This is a genomic window from Phreatobacter sp. GW821-FHT04C01 (genome assembly GCF_059420385.1).
Genome location: NZ_JBWKTP010000004.1, coordinates 705,135 through 722,700, shown reverse-complemented (window position 1 = coordinate 722,700; position 17,566 = coordinate 705,135). Strand labels below are relative to the sequence as shown.

At 68.6% G+C, this 17,566-nt stretch carries 18 protein-coding genes; 7 read left to right on the top strand and 11 right to left on the bottom strand.

Annotated features, from left to right (window positions below; translation table 11 throughout):
* Positions 1-1,959, top strand: a 1,959-nt coding sequence (locus AC07WJ_RS19320; protein WP_494936238.1) for an autotransporter outer membrane beta-barrel domain-containing protein, incomplete at its 5' end; no start/stop codon positions are given.
* A gap of 49 nt (positions 1,960-2,008) precedes the next feature.
* On the opposite strand, the gene AC07WJ_RS19315 is transcribed toward AC07WJ_RS19320, so the two are convergent.
* The 6 genes from AC07WJ_RS19315 to AC07WJ_RS19290 all read right to left on the bottom strand — a co-directional run bounded on the left by AC07WJ_RS19315 (position 2,009) and on the right by AC07WJ_RS19290 (position 9,055).
* Complete coding sequence (locus AC07WJ_RS19315; RefSeq protein ID WP_494936237.1) at positions 2,009-3,520, bottom strand: M48 family metalloprotease; 1,512 nt, start codon at positions 3,518-3,520, stop codon at positions 2,009-2,011.
* Entirely contained in the window at positions 3,517-4,062 is a 546-nt protein-coding gene (locus AC07WJ_RS19310) for a LemA family protein (RefSeq protein ID WP_494936236.1), read from the bottom strand. The genes AC07WJ_RS19315 and AC07WJ_RS19310 overlap by 4 nt, the downstream gene beginning before the upstream one ends.
* Positions 4,063-4,195: 133 nt before the next feature.
* A complete protein-coding gene (locus AC07WJ_RS19305) occupies positions 4,196-5,794 on the bottom strand; it encodes a gamma-glutamyltransferase family protein (RefSeq protein ID WP_494936235.1) in 1,599 nt (532 codons plus the stop codon).
* Between the two features lie 113 nt (positions 5,795-5,907).
* A complete protein-coding gene (locus AC07WJ_RS19300) occupies positions 5,908-6,342 on the bottom strand; it encodes a PaaI family thioesterase (protein WP_494936234.1) in 435 nt (144 codons plus the stop codon).
* 3 nt (positions 6,343-6,345) lie between these two features.
* A complete protein-coding gene (locus tag AC07WJ_RS19295; protein ID WP_494936233.1) occupies positions 6,346-7,590 on the bottom strand; it encodes an MFS transporter in 1,245 nt (414 codons plus the stop codon).
* Positions 7,591-7,648: 58 nt separating this feature from the next.
* Positions 7,649-9,055, bottom strand: coding sequence for an amidase (locus AC07WJ_RS19290; RefSeq protein WP_494936232.1), 1,407 nt, complete (start codon positions 9,053-9,055; stop codon positions 7,649-7,651).
* 219 nt (positions 9,056-9,274) lie between these two features.
* Between AC07WJ_RS19290 and gcvA the strand changes: the two genes are divergently transcribed.
* The 3 genes from gcvA (at position 9,275) to AC07WJ_RS19275 (ending at position 11,413) form a co-directional block, all read left to right on the top strand.
* Positions 9,275-10,168: a transcriptional regulator GcvA gene (gene gcvA / locus AC07WJ_RS19285; protein ID WP_494936231.1), complete on the top strand. Its 894-nt coding sequence runs from the start codon at positions 9,275-9,277 to the stop codon at positions 10,166-10,168.
* 41 nt (positions 10,169-10,209) lie between these two features.
* Positions 10,210-10,848 carry a 2'-5' RNA ligase family protein gene (locus AC07WJ_RS19280; protein ID WP_494936230.1) on the top strand — a complete coding sequence of 213 codons (639 nt, stop codon included), beginning with the start codon at positions 10,210-10,212 and terminating at the stop codon, positions 10,846-10,848.
* Between the two features lie 205 nt (positions 10,849-11,053).
* On the top strand, positions 11,054-11,413 hold the full coding sequence (locus AC07WJ_RS19275) for an ArsC family reductase (RefSeq protein WP_494936229.1): 360 nt from the start codon (positions 11,054-11,056) through the stop codon (positions 11,411-11,413).
* A gap of 297 nt (positions 11,414-11,710) precedes the next feature.
* Here the strand turns inward: AC07WJ_RS19275 and AC07WJ_RS19270 are convergent, their stop codons facing one another.
* From AC07WJ_RS19270 to AC07WJ_RS19260, 3 genes are all read right to left on the bottom strand, one after another.
* Positions 11,711-12,382, bottom strand: a complete 672-nt coding sequence (locus tag AC07WJ_RS19270; protein ID WP_494936262.1) for an alpha/beta hydrolase family protein — start codon at positions 12,380-12,382, stop codon at positions 11,711-11,713.
* Positions 12,383-12,432: 50 nt separating this feature from the next.
* Positions 12,433-12,873 carry a GFA family protein gene (locus AC07WJ_RS19265; protein ID WP_494936228.1) on the bottom strand — a complete coding sequence of 147 codons (441 nt, stop codon included), beginning with the start codon at positions 12,871-12,873 and terminating at the stop codon, positions 12,433-12,435.
* Positions 12,874-12,957: 84 nt separating this feature from the next.
* Positions 12,958-13,833 (bottom strand): NAD(P)-dependent oxidoreductase, encoded by an 876-nt coding sequence (locus AC07WJ_RS19260; RefSeq protein WP_494936227.1) that lies wholly within the window; start codon positions 13,831-13,833, stop codon positions 12,958-12,960.
* 179 nt (positions 13,834-14,012) lie between these two features.
* On the opposite strand from AC07WJ_RS19260, the gene AC07WJ_RS19255 reads away from it, so the two are divergent.
* Positions 14,013-14,315, top strand: coding sequence for a winged helix-turn-helix transcriptional regulator (locus AC07WJ_RS19255; RefSeq protein ID WP_494936226.1), 303 nt, complete (start codon positions 14,013-14,015; stop codon positions 14,313-14,315).
* 23 nt (positions 14,316-14,338) lie between these two features.
* Here AC07WJ_RS19255 and AC07WJ_RS19250 read toward each other — a convergent pair whose 3' ends face one another.
* Entirely contained in the window at positions 14,339-14,785 is a 447-nt protein-coding gene (locus tag AC07WJ_RS19250) for an NUDIX hydrolase (protein ID WP_494936225.1), read from the bottom strand.
* 129 nt (positions 14,786-14,914) lie between these two features.
* On the opposite strand from AC07WJ_RS19250, the gene AC07WJ_RS19245 reads away from it, so the two are divergent.
* The gene (locus AC07WJ_RS19245) at positions 14,915-15,745 is read left to right on the top strand and encodes an AraC family ligand binding domain-containing protein (RefSeq protein ID WP_494936224.1); all 831 of its coding nucleotides are present in this window, start codon (positions 14,915-14,917) and stop codon (positions 15,743-15,745) included.
* A 216-nt stretch (positions 15,746-15,961) separates the two neighbouring features.
* Positions 15,962-16,921, top strand: a complete 960-nt coding sequence (locus tag AC07WJ_RS19240; RefSeq protein WP_494936223.1) for a DMT family transporter — start codon at positions 15,962-15,964, stop codon at positions 16,919-16,921.
* 77 nt (positions 16,922-16,998) lie between these two features.
* On the opposite strand, the gene AC07WJ_RS19235 is transcribed toward AC07WJ_RS19240, so the two are convergent.
* Positions 16,999-17,478 carry a hypothetical protein gene (locus AC07WJ_RS19235; RefSeq protein WP_494936222.1) on the bottom strand — a complete coding sequence of 160 codons (480 nt, stop codon included), beginning with the start codon at positions 17,476-17,478 and terminating at the stop codon, positions 16,999-17,001.
* Positions 17,479-17,566: the final 88 nt, after the last annotated feature.

The following is a 17,566-nucleotide window of genomic DNA, read 5'->3' as shown; positions in this document are numbered from 1 at the left end:
GTCACCAATGCCGGCACGCTCACGGTCGCCTCGGGCGGGCTGCTGACCGGCAGCTCGGGCATCGCCAACACAGGCACGCTCACCTCAAGCGGGACCCTGGCCGGAGGCCTGACCAATAGCGGCTCGCTCTACGCCGCCGCGGGCGCCATCAACGGGCCGATCGTCAATGCGGCCGGCCTGTTCGCCGTGGCCGGCACGGTGACCAGCAACGACGCCTTCACCAATGCCTCGGGCGCCACGCTCGGTGTGGCGGCCGGTGGCCATTACACCGTGGCCGGCGCCTTCACGAGCAACGGCCTCGTCACGGTCAACGGAACGCTGATCGGCTCGAACGGCCTCGACATCGACAATGGCGGCGTCATCGGCGGCACCGGAACGCTGTCGACGACCCGGATCAATGCCGGCGGTATCCTGGCGCCCGGCAATTCCATCGGCACGATCACGGTGGCGGGCAATCTCAGCTTCGCGGCGGGCGGCGGCTATCGGGTCGAGGTCGCGCCCGGCGGCGCCGACCGGACCAACGTCACCGGCACCGCCAGCCTTGCCGGCACCGCCACCTTCCTGCCGCAGGCCGGCACCTATGTGATCAACACGCGCTACCTGATCCTCAATGCCGCCGACGGCGTCACCGGCACCTTCAACGCGGCCGATTTCACCACCGGCTTCGGCCTGGCGATCAAGCCGAAGCTGATCTACGACGCCAACAACGTCTATCTCGAGCTCGCCCCTGGCGCGATCTCGCCTTTCCTGCCCGGCAATGCGGCGGTCAACCCGCGCAATGTCGCCGGCTCGATCGACTCAGCCTTCGCCGCGGGCCACGCGCCGGCCCCCTTCATCGGCCTGTTCAACCTGTCGGCGGCCGGCCTCGCCGGTGCGTTGTCGCAATTGTCCGGCCAAATCGGCGCCAGCGCGGCGGTCGCCGGCGCGCACGACATGGGACAATTCCTCGACCTGATGCTCGACCCGGCCGTGGAAAGCCGGACCGGAGGGGCGGCATCCAGCGTCAGCGGGCCGGCCCTGGCCTTCGAGGCAAGCGAATTGGCGGGATCGTTCGCGCAGATGACCGCTTATGCCAGTTTGCCCGGGCGCGGCATGGCGCGGTCCGACGAGCGGCGCTGGACGAGCTGGGGCACGGCCTATGCCGCCGCCGGTTCGTTCGCCGGCAATGCAACGCTCGGCTCGTCCAGCCTCAGCACCCGCGCGGCAGGCGTTGCCGCCGGCGCCGATTATCGCGTCGATGCCGGCACGCTCATCGGCTTCGCGATATCAGGCTCTTCGCTCAATTACGGCCTCGGCGGCTTCAGTTCGGGCAAGGGCGAGGCGTTCAAGGTCGGCCTTTACGCCTCGACCCGGCTCGGTGACGGCTATCTCTCGGCCTCGGCGGCCTATGGCCATTATGCGCTGTCGACCAGCCGCTCGGTGGGGCTCACTGGTATCGGCGGCGATCTGACCGGCCATTTCGGCGCCCATAGCTTCGCCGGACGGGTCGAGGCCGGCTACCGGCTCGCGGTGACCAGCACCGCCGGCATCACCCCCTTCGCCGCGCTGCAGGCACAGAGCTTCCGCCAGCCGGGTTATAGCGAGACCGGCACGGCGGGCGCTGCCGCTTTCGCGCTGAGCTATGGCGCCCGCAGCTTCACCAGCACGCAGAGCGAGCTCGGCCTGCGTTTCGACACGCGTCTTGCGATCACCGACGAGTCGATCCTGCTGCTGCGCGCGCGCCTCGCCTGGCGTCACGAATTCTCGGGCATCCCGGCAATGAACGCGAGCTTCGACAACCTGCCGAGCACCGGCTTCGTGGTGAACGGCACGGCTCTGCCGCGCGACGCGCTGCTCGCCTCGCTCGGCTCGGAATGGCGTTTCACCAATGGCTGGTCGGTCGGCGCCAAGTTTTCCGGCGAGTTCTCCGGACGCTCGCAGACCTATGGCGGCAGCGGCACTGTACGCTATCAATGGTGACATGGCCCACGCCGCCCGCTGGCGTCGGAACGCGGGCGCGATGCCACTCTCAGACCAGCCAGATCACCAGGCCGAGGCCAAGTGCCAGGGCCAAGGTCATGACGAAGGCGGTGAGATAACCGATCATCACGAACAGGATCAGGAACAGCGGCACGAGCAGCAGCGAAAGCGATCCGAGGACCAGCGCGCGCACCGGGTCGGCGGCGAGCCGGGCCAGGTCGATGCGCGCCGGCGCCGGCCGGATGCCGGTGCCCATGGCGCTCAGCCGAGCCACCCGCTGGGCGGACGAGGGGGCGAGCGCCAGCGTCATGCTGTGCCGGTCGGCAATGGCGCGGCGGGCCGCGGTCGGCGCGCCGATGAACAGATATTCGTGCGCCTCGGCCCCGGGCGGCGGGTCGGCGGCGCCGATCTTCTCGAGCGCACGGGCGAAGGCCTCCGGGTCGCGCGCCAGCTTCACCGCCCGTGCGTCGGTCCAGTAGCATCGGTTGCGCCAGAGCGCCGCCATCGGTGGTCCGAGGCAGAAGGCCGTCCAAAGAAACAGCACCATCTTGAACAGCAGCGAGAGCAGCAAGGGCAGGAGCCAGGGCACGATGGCGATCTGCGCAACCTGACGCAGCGGAGTCGAAAGCTTGGCCAGCATGGCCTGGACGTCGGGTATCGTGTCCGCCTGCAGCCCGGCCTCCAGTCCTTCGCCGACCTGGGCCAGGGCCTCGGGCCTGGGACGGGGCGTGAGACTGGCGCGCGCCAGGGCGCCGAGGGTGCGCCAGGCCGACCAGCGCAGCGGCAGGTCGAGCACGGTCAGGAAGAAGCCGAAGGTCTGGAACACGGCGGTGATGCCGGCCGCCACCCGCAGGTCGCCGGCGCCGATGGCCGAGACCAGGCGGGCGACCACGGCTTCGGTTTCGCGGCGGTCGAGCCGGTCGATGAGGCCGCGCGTGACCAGGATCACCCCGTCGCGATGCGAGCTGCCCAGCGCCGCGGCATTGGCCAGGGGGCTATCGATCAGGAACAGCCGGGGTGCCGGGGCGCCGGCGCCGATCGCCACCTCCTCGACGATGTTGTTGAGCTGGCGCTCCTCGAAATCGTCGAGCCTGGCCGGCCGGGCCTTCATCCGGGCAATCAGGTCCTGGCCGCCGGCGCGCAGGAACAGGCCGCGCAGCCACAGCCAGACCAGGCCGCCTGTGATCAGGGCAGGGATGGCGATGGGGGCAAGGCGGCCCATGGGGCCGGCCAGGACGCCGAAATCCCCGAGGCCGTGGATCTGGTCGAGCGCGGCCACCACCTGGTCGAAATGCGCCATATGCCCCGCCGCGAAGCCATTGATGGCCGCGATGCCGGCCTGCGCCGCCGGTGCCAGGAAGCCGACCGTCGAGACCAGGTGCAGCAGGCCGCCCGCCAGCAGCAGGACCAGCGGGGTGACGATGGCGCTGAGCACCAGCCCGAGGCCCGCGGCGACCAGGACGCAGATCGCCTGGACCCGCCAGGCGCCGCGCCGGCGGCGCTCCAGTTCGTCGTAGAAGTTAACCCGCCGGGTCCGCGGCGGCGCGGTAACCTCGGTCACAGCTGGATCGCGACGGGCGTGCGCGCCGCCGCGTCGGCCTCGAACATCGCCTGCGGCGCGAAGCCGAGCGGGGCGGCGAGGAGCAGATCGGGAACGCTGCCGATCGTGGTGTTATAGGCCAGCACGCAATCGTTGAAATGCTGGCGGGCGAAGGCGATCCGGTTTTCGGTCGAGGCGAGTTCTTCCTGCAGCATCCGGACATTGGCGCTCGCCTTGAGCGCGGGATAGGCCTCGGCGAGCCCCATCATGCGGGACAAGGCGCCCCCGAGCCGGCCCTCGGCGGCGGCGCGAAGGGCGACGTCCTCGCCGGCGGACTGGGCCTGCCGGCGGGTCGCGGCGACCGCCTCCAGGGTTTCGCGCTCGTGCGCCATATAGCCTTTGACGCTGTCGACGAGATTGGGGACCAGCTCATGGCGGCGGCGCAACTGGACGTCGATCTGCGACCAGGCCGCGCGCGTTTGCATGCGCAGCCGGACCAGCCGGTTATAGGCGAACACGCCCCAGCCGAGGACGGCGACGATCGCGCCCAGGATGCCCCACACGTTTCAGCTCCCGTGATCATCAGCCCATGCCGAGGCTAGGGGGCGCGTTCGCCGCGGACAATCCCTTCTGGTTGAACGGACCAGCCCCGGCGGCCGCCGCGATGCGGCGGTCCGCGCGGTCGCGCCGGCCCGTTCAGGGCGTGGCGACATAACCGTCGCGGCGCGGATCGGCCGCGCCGGTGAAGATCCCCGTCACCGGATCGACGCTGACCGCCTGCATGCCGCCGACCTTCATGGTCCAGCCTTCGGCGAAGGCTTCGATGGTGTGACCGCGCGCTTTCAGCCCGGCGACCACCTCCGGCGCCACCCTGTTTTCAGTCTGGACGAAGCGCTCGTCCCACAGCCGGGCGCGCGGCGCCTCGATCGCTTCCTGCAAAGGCAGGCCGAAATCGACGTGATGAACGAAGGCCTGCGCCTGGGTCTGCAGGATGCCGTAGCTGCCGGGCGTGCCGAGCGCCAGGACCGGCTTGCCGTTGCGTGTCGAGATGGACGGCGACATGCACATGAGCAACTCGCCGCCCGGCCGCGACCGGTTCGGGCTGCCGGGCTGGACATCGGCCCAATAGAGGAAGTTGTTGAGGCAGAGCCCGGTGCCGGGCACCACCACGCCGCTGCCGAAGGGGCTGCCCAGGCTCTGCGTCACGCAGACCAGGTTGCCCTCGCGGTCGGCGATCGAGAACGAGGTGGTATGGGCCGGATCTTCCGCCGTCTGCGCCATCCACTGTTCGGTCGGTCCCGAGATCGGTACGCCGTCGCGGACGCGGGCCCGCAAGCGCTCCACCGAGGCGTCCGACATGAGGTCGGCGAGCCGGTCCGGCGGCGGATTGTTGTGGGCGATGCGGATGCCGGCCGCGAGCCTGATGGCGCGATAGACCAGGTCGAGATGGTCGACGCCATTATGGGCCAGCGCCCTGAGGTCGAGGCCTTCGAGGATGCGCAGCGTCAGCAGGAACTGGAAACCTTCGCAGGGCGGCGGCGGCACGTGGATGGTGAGGTCGCGGTAGCGCGCCGGCAGCGGATCGCGCCAGACCGGCTTGAAATCGGCGAGATCGGAGAGCTTCAGGATCCCGCCGAGGCTGGCCAGATGCGCGACGATCCGGGCGCCCAGCTCACCACCGTAGAGGTGTTCCGGCCCCTTGGCGGCCAAGGCGCGCAAGGTGGCGGCGAGATCGGGCTGGCGCAACACTGTGCCGACCGTCGGCTGGCCGCCGGCGACCAGATAGGCTTTGGCCCAATGCTCGTAGAGGGCAGGGTGGCGCGCCAGCAGCGGCGCCTGTTCGACGAACTCCTCGACGCCGAATTCGGCCAGGCCGAAGCCGTCCTCGGCGAGCGCGATCGCCGGGGCGAAGATCTCCGACAGCGGCTTGCGCCCATAGGTGTCGGCGAGCGTGCACCAGCCCGCCAGATTGCCCGGCGTGCCGACCGGCAGCGGTCCGCGCTCGAGCTCGGCGCGCTCGCGGAAGCGCTCGACCGGGAAGGCGGAGGGAATCGGCGGCACGAAATCGAGCACGCGCACGCGCTGTTCGGCGGCGACCCACATGGTCGCGAGGCCTTCACCGGCGAGGCTCGACATGAAGGGTTCGACGACGTTGAGGGCCGCGGCCGTCGCCGCGGCGGCGTCGAAGGCATTGCCGCCATTGGCCAGGATGCGCGCGCCCGCCTGGGCTGCGTGAGGATGCGCCGCGGCCACCATGCCGTGGACAGATGTGATCGTCGGCCGCCGTCCGTGCATTCCGTATCCCCCTCGATATCCTTGCTTTGGGGGGATCATAACCACCGCTTGCCGTCGCACCTCCCGCAAGGCGGCAGGCCTCGCATGCGGCGACGGGGTGTCGCGACGGGCGGTCAGGCGCCGGCGGGCGCCGGCGCTGCCGGATAGAGCACCATTTGGGTGCAGCGGAACAAGGCAATGGTCCGGCCGGTGACCTCGCTCGTCACCACGGCGTCCCAGACCTGGGTGGTGCGGCCGCCATGGACCATGCGCGCCTGGCACCTGACGCCGCCTTCGCGCGCCGTGCCGATGAAATTCGTCTTCAACTCGGCGGTCGTAAAGCCCGAGGCTTCCTTGGGCAGCGACAGCTTGCAGCCGAAGCCGCAGGCGCTGTCGGCGAGCGCGACGACGGCTGCGGCGTGCAGAAAGCCGTTGGGCGCCTTGTGATGCGGCAGGACGTCGAACCGGCCCTCGACGAAGCCCGGCCGCGCGTCGATCCAGTCGAGCCCGAGATAACCGGGCAGCGTGCCGACCTGGGCTGCCCGGATGGTCTGGACGGCTTCGGTCATCGGTTACCCCTCGTTGCGCGGCCCGGCCGCCCTGGACATGAGGCCGACAATGGCCGCGGCAATGAGATTGCCCGCGATGCCGACCAGGATCGGCAGCATATAGCTGCGGCTGATGTCGAAAGCGAAGCCGGCCGCGCTCGGGCCGACCAGGGTGCCGAAGGCCACGCTGGTATAGAGAATGCCGATGATGCCGCTGACATTGCGTCCGCCGAAATAGTCCATGACCAGCGCCGGCAGGAGTGCGACGAACCCGCCGTAGAACACACCATAGGCGAAGGCGAAGACCGCGAGCGGCCAGAACCCGGCCGACAGGGCCCAGATCGCGAGCGCCAGCGCCATGCCGAGGAACATGGCGAACAGCGCCAGCGCGCGGCCCAGGCGATCGGCCAGGCCGCCGAGGAAAAACCGCCCGGCCGTGCTGCCGACTCCGATCACGCCGAGCAGCAGCACCGCCGATGCCTGCGCCACGCCGTGGTCCACCGCATAGGGCACCAGGTGGACGAAGGGCACGAACAGCCCGAACGAGCAGATCAGACAGGCGGCATAAAGCCCGGCAAAGCGCCGGGACGTGACGGTTTTCCGGACCGAGAAGCCGTGTGGTTGCGCCGATGGGCCATCCGCGCCGGGAGCATCGCCGTCAGGCGCAAGGCCGCGGTCGCGCGGGTCGTTCTCGATCAGCAGCGCCATGCCGACGCCGACGGCGGCGGCGAGGCAGCCGAGCACGAGGTAGGCGGAACGCCAGCCGAGGGTCCCGATCAGGAGCGCGGCGAGCGGCGGCATGACCAGCGTGCCGACGCCGATGCCGCTGACCGCCAGCCCGGAGGCAAAGCCGCGCCGTCTGACGAACCAGCGCTGCACGGCCCCGACCGCCGGCACATAGGAAAAGCCGACGCCGAGGCCGACACCCAGGCCATAGGCCAGGTAGATCTGGGTCAGGCTGCCGGCGACGCTGGCGACCGCCATGCCGAGGCCGGTCAGGATCATGCCGAGCACGGCCAGCCGGCGCGAGCCCCAGCGGTCGGCGAGCGGGCCGCTGACGACCCCGAGGCCGAAATAGAGAAAGCCGGCCAGCGAGAAGACCAGCGAGACCGAGCCGCGCGAGGCGCCGAAATCGGCCTGCAGGGGCTCGACGAAGGCGCTGAACGTATAGGCGCTGCCGAACCCCACGAAGGTCACCGCGAAGGCGCCGGCCACCACCAGCCAGCCATGGAACAGGCGGCCGCGCGACGACACCGGTTCAGCACGCACGTGGCTCTCCTTCACGCCTCCCGGCGGAATGGAACTGGTCTCGAATTCGCGCCGCATGTCAAACCTCGGGGTGATGGCGGTGCCAGGCTGTGACGCCCTGGAATGCGGCACCGGCACGCAACAGGGCCGGCTCGCCGAGATGGCCGGCGACGAGCTGGAAGCCGACCGGCAGGCCGGCATCGGTGAAGCCGCCAGGAAGCGTGAGCGTCGGGTGCCCCGTCAGATTGAACGGACAGGTATAGCGCTGCAGGCCGGAAATGAGCGCGGGCTGTTCTCCCAGCGTCCGGATCATTTCAAGCGACAGCGGTGCAAAGGGGTGAACCGGCGTCAGCAACAGGTCGATCGCGCCGAACAAGGCGTCGACACGGCCGCGCAGCGCCATGCGCCGCAGCAGGATCTTGTGGAGGTCGAGGCCGGACAGCCTGCGACCGGCCGCGATGACCGAGGCCAGCACGGGGCCATATTCGTCTTGTCGCGCTGGAAAGGTCGCTTCATGCGCAACCGCTGCTTCGACAGCGCAAAGCGGCGACCAATCCGCGATCGCCTGGGTGACATCGGGACATGCGACATCGACGATATTGGCGCCGAGAGTTCGGAACACCGCAACGGCCTCCGCCAGCACGGCCTGCGCCGTCGGGTCCACGCCGTCGCTGTTCCAGGTGGCATCGACACCGATGCGGAGACCTTCAAGGCCAGGGCCGGCGGCTGCCAGGTCGTCCGGCACCGGCGCACCGAGCGCGGTCGGATCTTTCGGGTCCGGCCCGGCCATGGCGCCCAGCATGACGGCGGCATCGGCGGCGCTGCGGGTGATCGTGCCGACGTGATCGAGCGATGCGGCGAGCGTGAACACGCCGTGCCGGCTGACGCGGCCCCAGCTCGGCTTCAGTCCGGTCAGGCCGTTGGCGGCCGACGGCCAGCGGATGGATCCGCCGGTGTCGGAAGCGACCGAGGCGTAGCAGAGCCCGGCCGCGGTTGCGACCGCCGCGCCGCTGGAGGAGATGCCGGGCCAATAATCGGCATTCCACGGGTTCTTCGGCGGCATCACCGCGGGATGGTGATCGGAATAGGCGCCTTCGGTGAGCTGCAGCTTGCCGAGCAGGACGGCACCGGCCGCGTTCAGGCGCCGCACCACGGTGGCGTCCTCGGCTGGCCGTTCGTCCCGGTGGAGCGGCATGCCGGCGGCGGTAGGGATGCCCTTGGTCCAGCACAGGTCCTTCACCCCGATCGGCACGCCGTGCAGCGGTCCGCGATAGCGGCCCGCGGCGATTTCGGCCTCCGCCGCCCTGGCCTGGGCCAGCGCGGCGTCGGCCATGACATGGGCGTAGCTGCCGAGCCGGCCGTCCAGCGCGGCGATCCGGTCGAGCGCGGCGCGCGCCACCGCGACCGGTGAGATCTCACGAGCCCGGATGCGAGCAGCGAGCTCGGTCAGTTCGAAAAAATGCAGATCGGCGGCGGGGGCATGCATGGTCGATGTCCAATGTCGGAGACGGCGTTCACGGGAGAGCCAGCCGGCCAAGCCAGCGGCCGGTACGGCGAAGGTTTCGTTGCCGGTTGAATTGAGCTAATCTGATCCGGTGGAGACCAGACGATCCGAGAGCGTCGGATCGGTCGGAGGATTAGGATCCGGCAAGACAGGGCGCACCGCAAACCAGATCTTCTACGGCTATCGCATTAGGAAAGCTAAATGGACGGTCACAAGATGCCGCCGCTCAACGCGTTGCGCTCCTTCGAGGCCACGGCGCGGCACCTGTCGGTGAAGAACGCCGCGGCGGAGCTCTGCGTCACGCCCGGCGCGGTCAGCCAGATGTTGAAGACGCTCGAATTGCACCTCGGTGTCAGGCTGTTTCAGAGGGTCAATCGCGGCATCTTCCTGACCGATGCCGGGCAGGGCTATCTGCCGCCGGTACGCAATGCCTTTCGGCAGATCGCGGAAGCCTCGCGGCGTATCACCGTCGCCGCCGAGACGAGCCTGCTGACCGTCAGCGTCACGCCCTTCTTCGCCGCGGCCTGGCTGGTGCCCCGCCTGAAGGCGTTCCAGGACGCCCATCCGGATATCGACCTGCAGGTCGTGACCAGCAACGCGCTCGTCGATTTCTCCCGTGACGGCGTCGACGTCGCGATCCGCCATGGCCTCGGCCGCTATCCCGGCCTCTGGAGCGAGCGTGTCGTGGCCGTCGAGGTCATTCCGGTGGCGGCTCCCGCGCTCGTCGCCGAGATCGGCATGCCCCTGGAGCCCGACGGATTGACCCGCTGGCCGCTGGTGCACGACGCCGAACGCAAGGGGTGGCGTCTCTGGTTCCAGGCCCAGGGCGTCGACGAGATCGCGGCGCCGCGCGGTGCCTCCTTCGACGATTCCGGCCTGTTGCTGAAGGCGGTGCTGGCGGGCCAAGGCGCGGGATTGCTGCCGGCCGCCCTGGTGGCCCCCGATCTCGCCGAGGGGCGGCTCGTCAAGCTCGCCGACGTCACCTTGCTCGAGGCCTTCGCCTATTATCTGGTCTATCCGGAAGCCAGCCACGCCAGGCGGAAGGTCGCCGCCTTTCGTGCATGGATCCTCGGCGAGGCGACAAACGATCTTTAGATAAACGGCATGAGGACACTGGCCGCGACAGCGGAGGGGGCATGCGGCGCGGATCGAAAAGCTCGTTTCATGACGATCCGGATCAGCTCCCGCTGCCCCTGGACCTGCCACCGCACGATCCACCTCAGCCGGGCCCTCAGCGTGGTGATCCGGTGTTCTTCACGGTTCAGCCGGACACCGTTTCCACCACAAGCATCCTGGCCGTTGCCGAAGACCTGCGCGGCCGCCTAGGCCTGGCCGGTCGGCTCCGGCCACCGGGCGTTCTGCATATTTCCCTGAATGGCGTCGGTACCTATCCGGGATTGGCGCCGGATATCCTCGCCAGGGCCAAGCAGGCCGCCTCGGCGGTTGCCATGGCGTCATTCAATCTGACGCTGGACCGCCTGGAGCGCCTCAAGGGCGAGGGGCGCCGTCCGGTCGTCCTGTGTTGTGGCGACGGGCTCATCCAGTTGGCTGCGTTGCAGAAGGCGCTCGGCCGCGAGTTGATACGGCAGGGCTTGCATCCCGGCTTCAACCCAAATGGCCTGCTGCACCTGACCGTGCTCTACGATGCGAAGCTCATTCCCGCGCTTGTGCTCGATGTGCCGATTGTCATGCCGGTGTGCGACTTCGTGCTGGTCCGCAGCTTGTACGGGCAGGGCCGGTACGAGGAGCTCGGCCGCTGGCCGCTGCGCGAATGATGCCGTATCGGCCGGCCGCGAATCAGCTGGGTTCCGCTGGCGCCTCGACAATCGCCGCGCATCGCGCGATGGCGGCTTCGAAGCTCGTGTTGTTGCATCCTTTCAAAAGGTTATTGCTTCTTTCCGCGATCACCGACGCAAGCATTTGATCCGCCCTGCAATCAATGATTTGAGGGCGCGGAACGCAAATGGCATGGGGTGCGAGATGGCCAAGGCCAAGTCGGTCACGATTTACGGCATCAAGAACTGCGACACGATGAAGAAGGCCCGGACCTGGCTCGAAGGCCATGGCGTCGCCCATGCCTTTCACGATTACCGGGAAGCCGGCATCGACCGGCCGCGGCTGGAAGGCTGGGCGCGCGAGGTCGGCTGGGAGGTGCTTCTCAACCGCGCCGGCACGACCTTCCGCAAACTGCCGGACCAGGATCGGGAAGGGCTCGACGCGCAGAAGGCGATCGCGCTGATGCTCGACCAGCCCGCCATGATCAAGCGGCCGGTGCTCGATCTCGGCGGCAAGCTGATCGTCGGCTTCAAGCCCGAGATCTATGAGAAGGCGCTCGGCTAGCACTCTCGGGCCGTGAAGCCGCCCGTTGATGAGGGGGGCGACGGCGGCGCACCTTGTCGCCGCAAGTCGCGTTGCAGCCATATAACATGAGAAAACAAACGGAATCGATTGATATAACAAAGAAATATTGGAGAAGGGGGCGATCCACGACGCCCTGGCGCCACGTCTTTTCTGACGCACCATTTCGTCTTGCCCGGGCTTGGCCCGGGCAAGACGAGCGGGAGCGCCCCGCAGCGCCGGCGCAAGCCCGGCATCGAGCCCGCGAAAGGCCGCGCCTGTCCGCTCAAGGAGCCGTCGTCAGCGTCTGCTCATCCACGCGGCCGCCGCATCCAGAATGGCGCCAAGCACGTCGGCATCCCGGCGGCCGGTGCGGGCGGGCACATGGAAGGAATGATCGGCGTCGTCGAACAGCGCCAGCGCGGCGCGTGAACCCAGGCCAGCGACGGTCGGGCGCAGCAGGTCGAGCTCCGCCAGCGCATCATGCGTTCCCTGCAGGAACAGCATGGGCAGCGCGATATCCGAAAGGTGCGCGGCCCGATCGGTCGCGGGTTTGCCGGCCGGGTGCAGGGGGAACCCGAAAAACACCAGGCCGCGCACGCCCGGCAGGGGCGCGAGCGCCTGGGCCTGCGAGGTCATGCGTCCGCCAAACGACTTGCCGCCGGCAAACAGCGGCAGATCGGGCGCACGCCGGCCGGCATCCGCGACCGCGGCGCGCACCGCCGCATGGGCCACCGCCGGGCTGTCGGGACGTTTCGAACCGCGCTCCATATAGGCGAACTGGTAGCGCAGCGTGGCAATGCCGCGCGCGACCAACCCATCCGCCAGCGCCGCCATGGATTTGTGGGTCATGCCCGCGCCGGCACCGTGGGCGAGCACCAAACAGGCGCGCGCCTGTACCGGCCGCTGCCAGAGCCCCGACACGCTCTGTGTCTCGTCGATGGCGATCGTGATCGTCTGCGTATCCGTCATCATCGGCGCAGCTTAGCCGCAAAAGGTGCCGTCGGCAGTATCGGCCGCCATCAATGCTCGTCGACGCTGCGAATGGCGTCGGACAGCGCGAACCAGCGATGCTTGCGCGAGGCCCAATAGGCGGCCGCGGGAGTTGCAAACGACGGATCGGCAAAGCACCCGACCGAGATGGAGATCGCGTCGGGCGAAGCTTCGCCCCGGATATAGACGATCGAGCCGCAAGTCGGACAGAACACATGCTCGACCCAGCGGCCGCCCGCGTTGAGGCGACGCCATTGCCGCTGCTCGCCGTCGATCCGCGCCACCGCTTCGGACGTGTACCAGGCGCGACAGGCGAAGGCCGATCCGGTGGCGCGCTGGCATTCCAGGCAATTGCAGATGTAGACGTGCGAAGGCTCGCCAGTGACGCCGACGCGGAGCGAGCCGCAGGCGCAGGACGCGGTCCTCGCGCCGTCCGAATGGTCGTGAAGGCGTGGATCGATGGGTGTCATCTCGGTCTCTTCATCGGTCTCTTGCTGATCTGAATTTGGCGGCGAAGCTGGCGAGCCCGCCGGGGCCGTGCTCGCCTTCTCGTCTCACCGCATGAACGGTACGAGGGCCGCGAAATCGTCTTCGATATGGCCGGCGGCGATGGCGCGCTTGAACAGGTGATCGAAGGCGTTTGGTGTCAGCCTGTTCAGGCCGCGATTGGCGCAGAGTTCCAGCAGGAGCTTGAACGCGCCGTGATGCGCCGAAAGGGTCGCCAGCGTCGCCGCATCGCCGGCATACCGGCCGTCGCGTGCCCGTTCGACGAGATCAGTGATGGCGCCTTCGACCACCGGCCCGAAAGCCTTGTGGTGGGTTGCATAGGTGTCGAGCGCGATGCCTTCCGCCTGGCAGACCGCAACGGCCTGCAATGTCCCGAACAGGGCGCCCCACATTTGCCCGAGCAGCGCCAGGTCGAGCGCCGCTGCGTGCCCGACGTCGTCGCCCACATGCTGTGCATTGCCGCCCAGCGCCAGGAATACCGCCTCGTTCGCCGCGAAGAGATCGCGCGGGCCGGAATAGAGAATAGTGCCGGCGGGCGCGCCGATGAAATTCGGCGTCGCCATGATGGCGCCGTCCAGATAAGCAATGCCGTGTCGCGCGGCCCAGCTTGCCGAGGCGCGTGCCTGCTTCGGCGACCCCGACGTCAACTGCACAAGGAGCTTGCCCCGAAGCGCATCGGCGACGGCGGTGGGTTGAACCAGCCGATCCGCGGTCTCGTAGTCGCTGACATTGACGATGATGATCTCGGCGGCCGCTGCCGCCTGCTCGATCGAGCCGGCGACGCCGGCCCCAAGAGCGGCCAGGGGCGCGCATTTGACCGCGGTCCGGTTCCAGACATGCGTGCTGAACCCGTGTTTGAGAAGGGCACGGACGAGCGCCGAGCCCATGCGCCCGGTACCGAGTACACTGATTGCGGATGTCACTGATAATCTCCAAATGCTCTGGATCGGAGATCGCCCGGAGGCGGTCTCACGATCGGAGGATTTGAGATATTACGATATTTATCAAGTACTTACATTGAAGTAAGTGATGACGTCGGGGTCGGCAGGGAGATGCGCGGGTGAAGGTGCAGATGCTTGAAACATGCGGCTTGGGATCGGCCTTGAACGTCATTGGCGGCAAGTGGAAGGCCTGGATCCTGTGGGAGCTCCATGCCGCGCCCGTGCGTTTCGGCGCGCTCAGGCGCCGCATGCCCGGGATCAGCGAGAAGGTGCTTTCCGAGCAACTCCGCGAAATGGAGGCCGACGGCATCATCCGTCGCCAGGTCTTCGATCAGGTGCCGCCCCGGGTCGAATATTCGGTGACCGAGACCGGCGCGACACTGAACGAAGCCGTCCATGCGCTGACTCAATGGGGTGAAAAACATGCGGCCGGGGTCGCCGCGACGCGCGTCGCCGCCGAATAGTCGGTTCGCTCGGCAGCGGACAGTCAGGTCGTCGCGGCTCGCCGGAGAACTGCCTGGCGCGCGACATCGGCGACGCCGAAGCTCATGGCGAGTTCGGTTGTGTCCAGGTCGGCGACGGTGAACCAGCCGGCCTCCAGCGCATCATCGCCGGCGACCGGCTCGCCCGATATCCAGCGGCAGGCAACCGCGATCAGGATGAAATGCCGGCGCAGGGCGCCGCTGTCGTCATGGTCGAAGGCGTCGACCGCGGTGAGCACGTCCTGGGCCTCGGCCCGCACCGCGGTTTCTTCCAGGAGCTCACGCACGGCCGCCGCCGCGATCGTCTCGCCGCGCTCGATCTTGCCGCCGGGGAACCCCCATCGGCCGGCATCGGGCGGATTGGCGCGCCGGACCAGCAGGACCTGGTCGTCCCGCAGGACCACGGCGATGGTTGCGGGAATCGGGCGCGCCGGCACTGACGTCTCGGACACGGCGGTCTCCTTCTCGGACAGGATGCGCCGCGCTGCGGGTCGGCATGATGATGCATAGGGCAGGGAGCACTGTCGCCCATCAGCGGCAATCTTGATAGACTTCGCTCCGAGCAAAGAGGGTCTTCGGCATTGCCGCGCGTCGATATCAACAACAGCGCTCGTTTCTGGCGAGCCCCCGGCATCGCCGGCCTGAGCTGCCTCGCCGCGGACTTCACCACCCATGAATATGCGCCGCACAGCCATGACGCCTTCGTCATCGCCGTTACCGAGGCCGGCGGCTCCGAGTTCAGCAGCCGCGGCCGGACCGATGAGGCGACGTCCTCGGTCCTGCTGGCCTTCAATCCGGACGAGCCGCATTCCGGCCGGATGGGACGCAGCGACCGGTGGCGCTATCGCGGCCTCTATCTCGGCAGCGATGCCGTCGACGGGGTGAAGCAGGCGCTGCAGCTCGAAACCACGCCCTATTTCACCGAGAATGCCTTTGGCGACAGTGAACTGGTCACGGCCTTCGTCGCCTTGCATCACGCTCTCGAGGCCGGCCACGATCCCTTCGAACAGCAAGAACTGCTGATCGACGGCCTGGGCACCCTGTTCCGCCGGCATGGCGCGGGCCGGGTCCGCCTGTCGGTGGCCGCCCGCGACCACGCCAAGATGACGACGCTGCAGGACATGATCCACGCGCACTATGCGACCGACCTCAGCCTCGACGGCATGGCGGCCGAGGTCGATCTCTCGCCGTTCCAACTGATCGGCCTGTTCAAGCGCGCCACCGGGCTCACCCCCCACGCCTTCCTCACCCAGGTGCGCCTGAAGGCGGCCACCGCGGCGCTGGCGGCCGGCCTGCCCATTGTCGAGGCCGCGCTGGCCGCGGGCTTCTACGATCAGAGCGCGCTCACCCGGCACTTCAAGCGCTGCTACGGCATTACCCCGCGGCAATGGGTTCACGCCATCAAGGCATGAGAGTGCCAGGCGGCAATTTTCGCCAATCAACCGGTTCGCGTTCCCCCTAAGCCTGCGCCTCGACAGTGACCGTCCGGCGCGGATCCCTTCGGATCGCGGGGACGTTCGCTCCGGGATAGGACCAATGCCGCATTTCCTGCGTTTGCACGGCAGCGGGGTTCAGGCGAACCGGCCCGCTCCTGGCGCCTTCGGCGCCGCAGGGAGCACGGTCGCGCGATGAACCTGTTCGAGCGCCTGTGGGCGCGGCCGCTGCTGCTCCTGCCGCTGCCACCCTTGTTCTGGGCCGGCAATCTGGTTCTCGGGCGGGCACTGGCGGAAACATTTCCACCGGTATCGCTGGCGGTTGGCCGCTGGCTCGTCGCGCTCGCGGTCCTGTTGCCCTTCGTCGCCCGGCCGGCCTGGAACGAAAGGCACCTGTTGCGCCGGCACTGGATGCTGGTCCTGGCCTGCGGTGCCTTCGGCGTCGCCGGCTACAATGCGCTCGGCTATCTCGCTTTGCACAGCGTGCCCGCGGCGAGCGTCGCCTTCCTCAATTCGACATTGCCGTTGATGGTGCCGATCGCCGCCTTCGTGCTCGGCGTCGAGAAGGTGCGGCCGGCGACGCTTGCCGGCATCCTGCTGTCTTTCGTCGGGGTGATCTGGATCGTCGCCCGCGGCGATCTCGCCAGCCTCGCCCATCTCGGGCTCTCCGCCGGCGAGCCGCTGGTCTTGCTGGCGGTGGCCAATTACGCGCTCTATTCGGTGCTGGTGCGCCGCAAGCCGGCCGCGCTGGATCCGCTGGTCTTTCTTGGCGCGACCATGGCTGCGGGGCTGCTGGTGCTGTTGCCGTTCTGGATCGTCGAGATGGCGCGCGGCGCGGTGCTGCCACACGATCCGGTGTCGCTCGGCGCGGTTCTCTATATTGGCGTCTTCGCCTCGCTGCTGGCCTTCGTGCTGTGGAACCGGTGCATCGCGACGCTGGGCCCGAGCATCACCGGCGCCTCTTTCCACCTCGTCGCCCTGTTCACCGCGCTGCTCGCCTTCATCCTGCTGGGCGAACCCGTGCGGGCCTTCCACTTCGCCGGCGCCGCACTGATCCTCGGCGGCTTCGTTCTCGCCACGTTGCGGTGGCCGGTCGTGCCCGTGGCCGCCGCCCTGGTGGAGACGCCGCGAGCGGATGCCTCATCGAAAATGTAGACTGGCGGGCGAAGCCGGGGGCACGTCCGGGACCAGACAAGCGCGCCGTGACCAGGCACGGGTTCGCCCGCCGCTTATCAGGCACGCAGCCGGCCGCTGCCGAGCCAGCCGCCGAGCCCGGCGCAGCCGAGAGCCAGCACGATCGGCGTCCAGGCCACCGCCAGCGCCGCCGCATAGGTTGTGAAGAAATGCGAGCCGCGTGCCGCGTAGAAGATCTGGATCACGAGCCAGGCGGCGGTGTAGCCGGCCACGAGCCCGATCAGGATGCCGAGAATTATGCGCGTGGTCGGCGTCCAGGGTCGCGCGGCGCCGAGCGTTCCCTCTTCGCGCCGGCGCATGCGCCGGCGGCTGGCGAGCACGGCCCAGGTCGCACCGATCGGGGCCGAGACGAGACCGCCGAGCGGCCCGATGATGAAGACCAGCCCCATGGCCGCCGCGCCCTCGCGCTGCGACACCCCGAAAGCATCCATCGCGACGATGCCGATGGCGACCGTGGCGACATAGCCGAGAATCAGGCCCGCCGTCGCGCCGAACAGGCCCCACCAGAATAAGCGCATGTCGATCGTCCCTCGCGGTCGGATCGACGTTCTAGAGGCGTCGCATTTCCGTCAGGTGGCTCGCCGGCGCGATCCGGGTTTCGGGTGC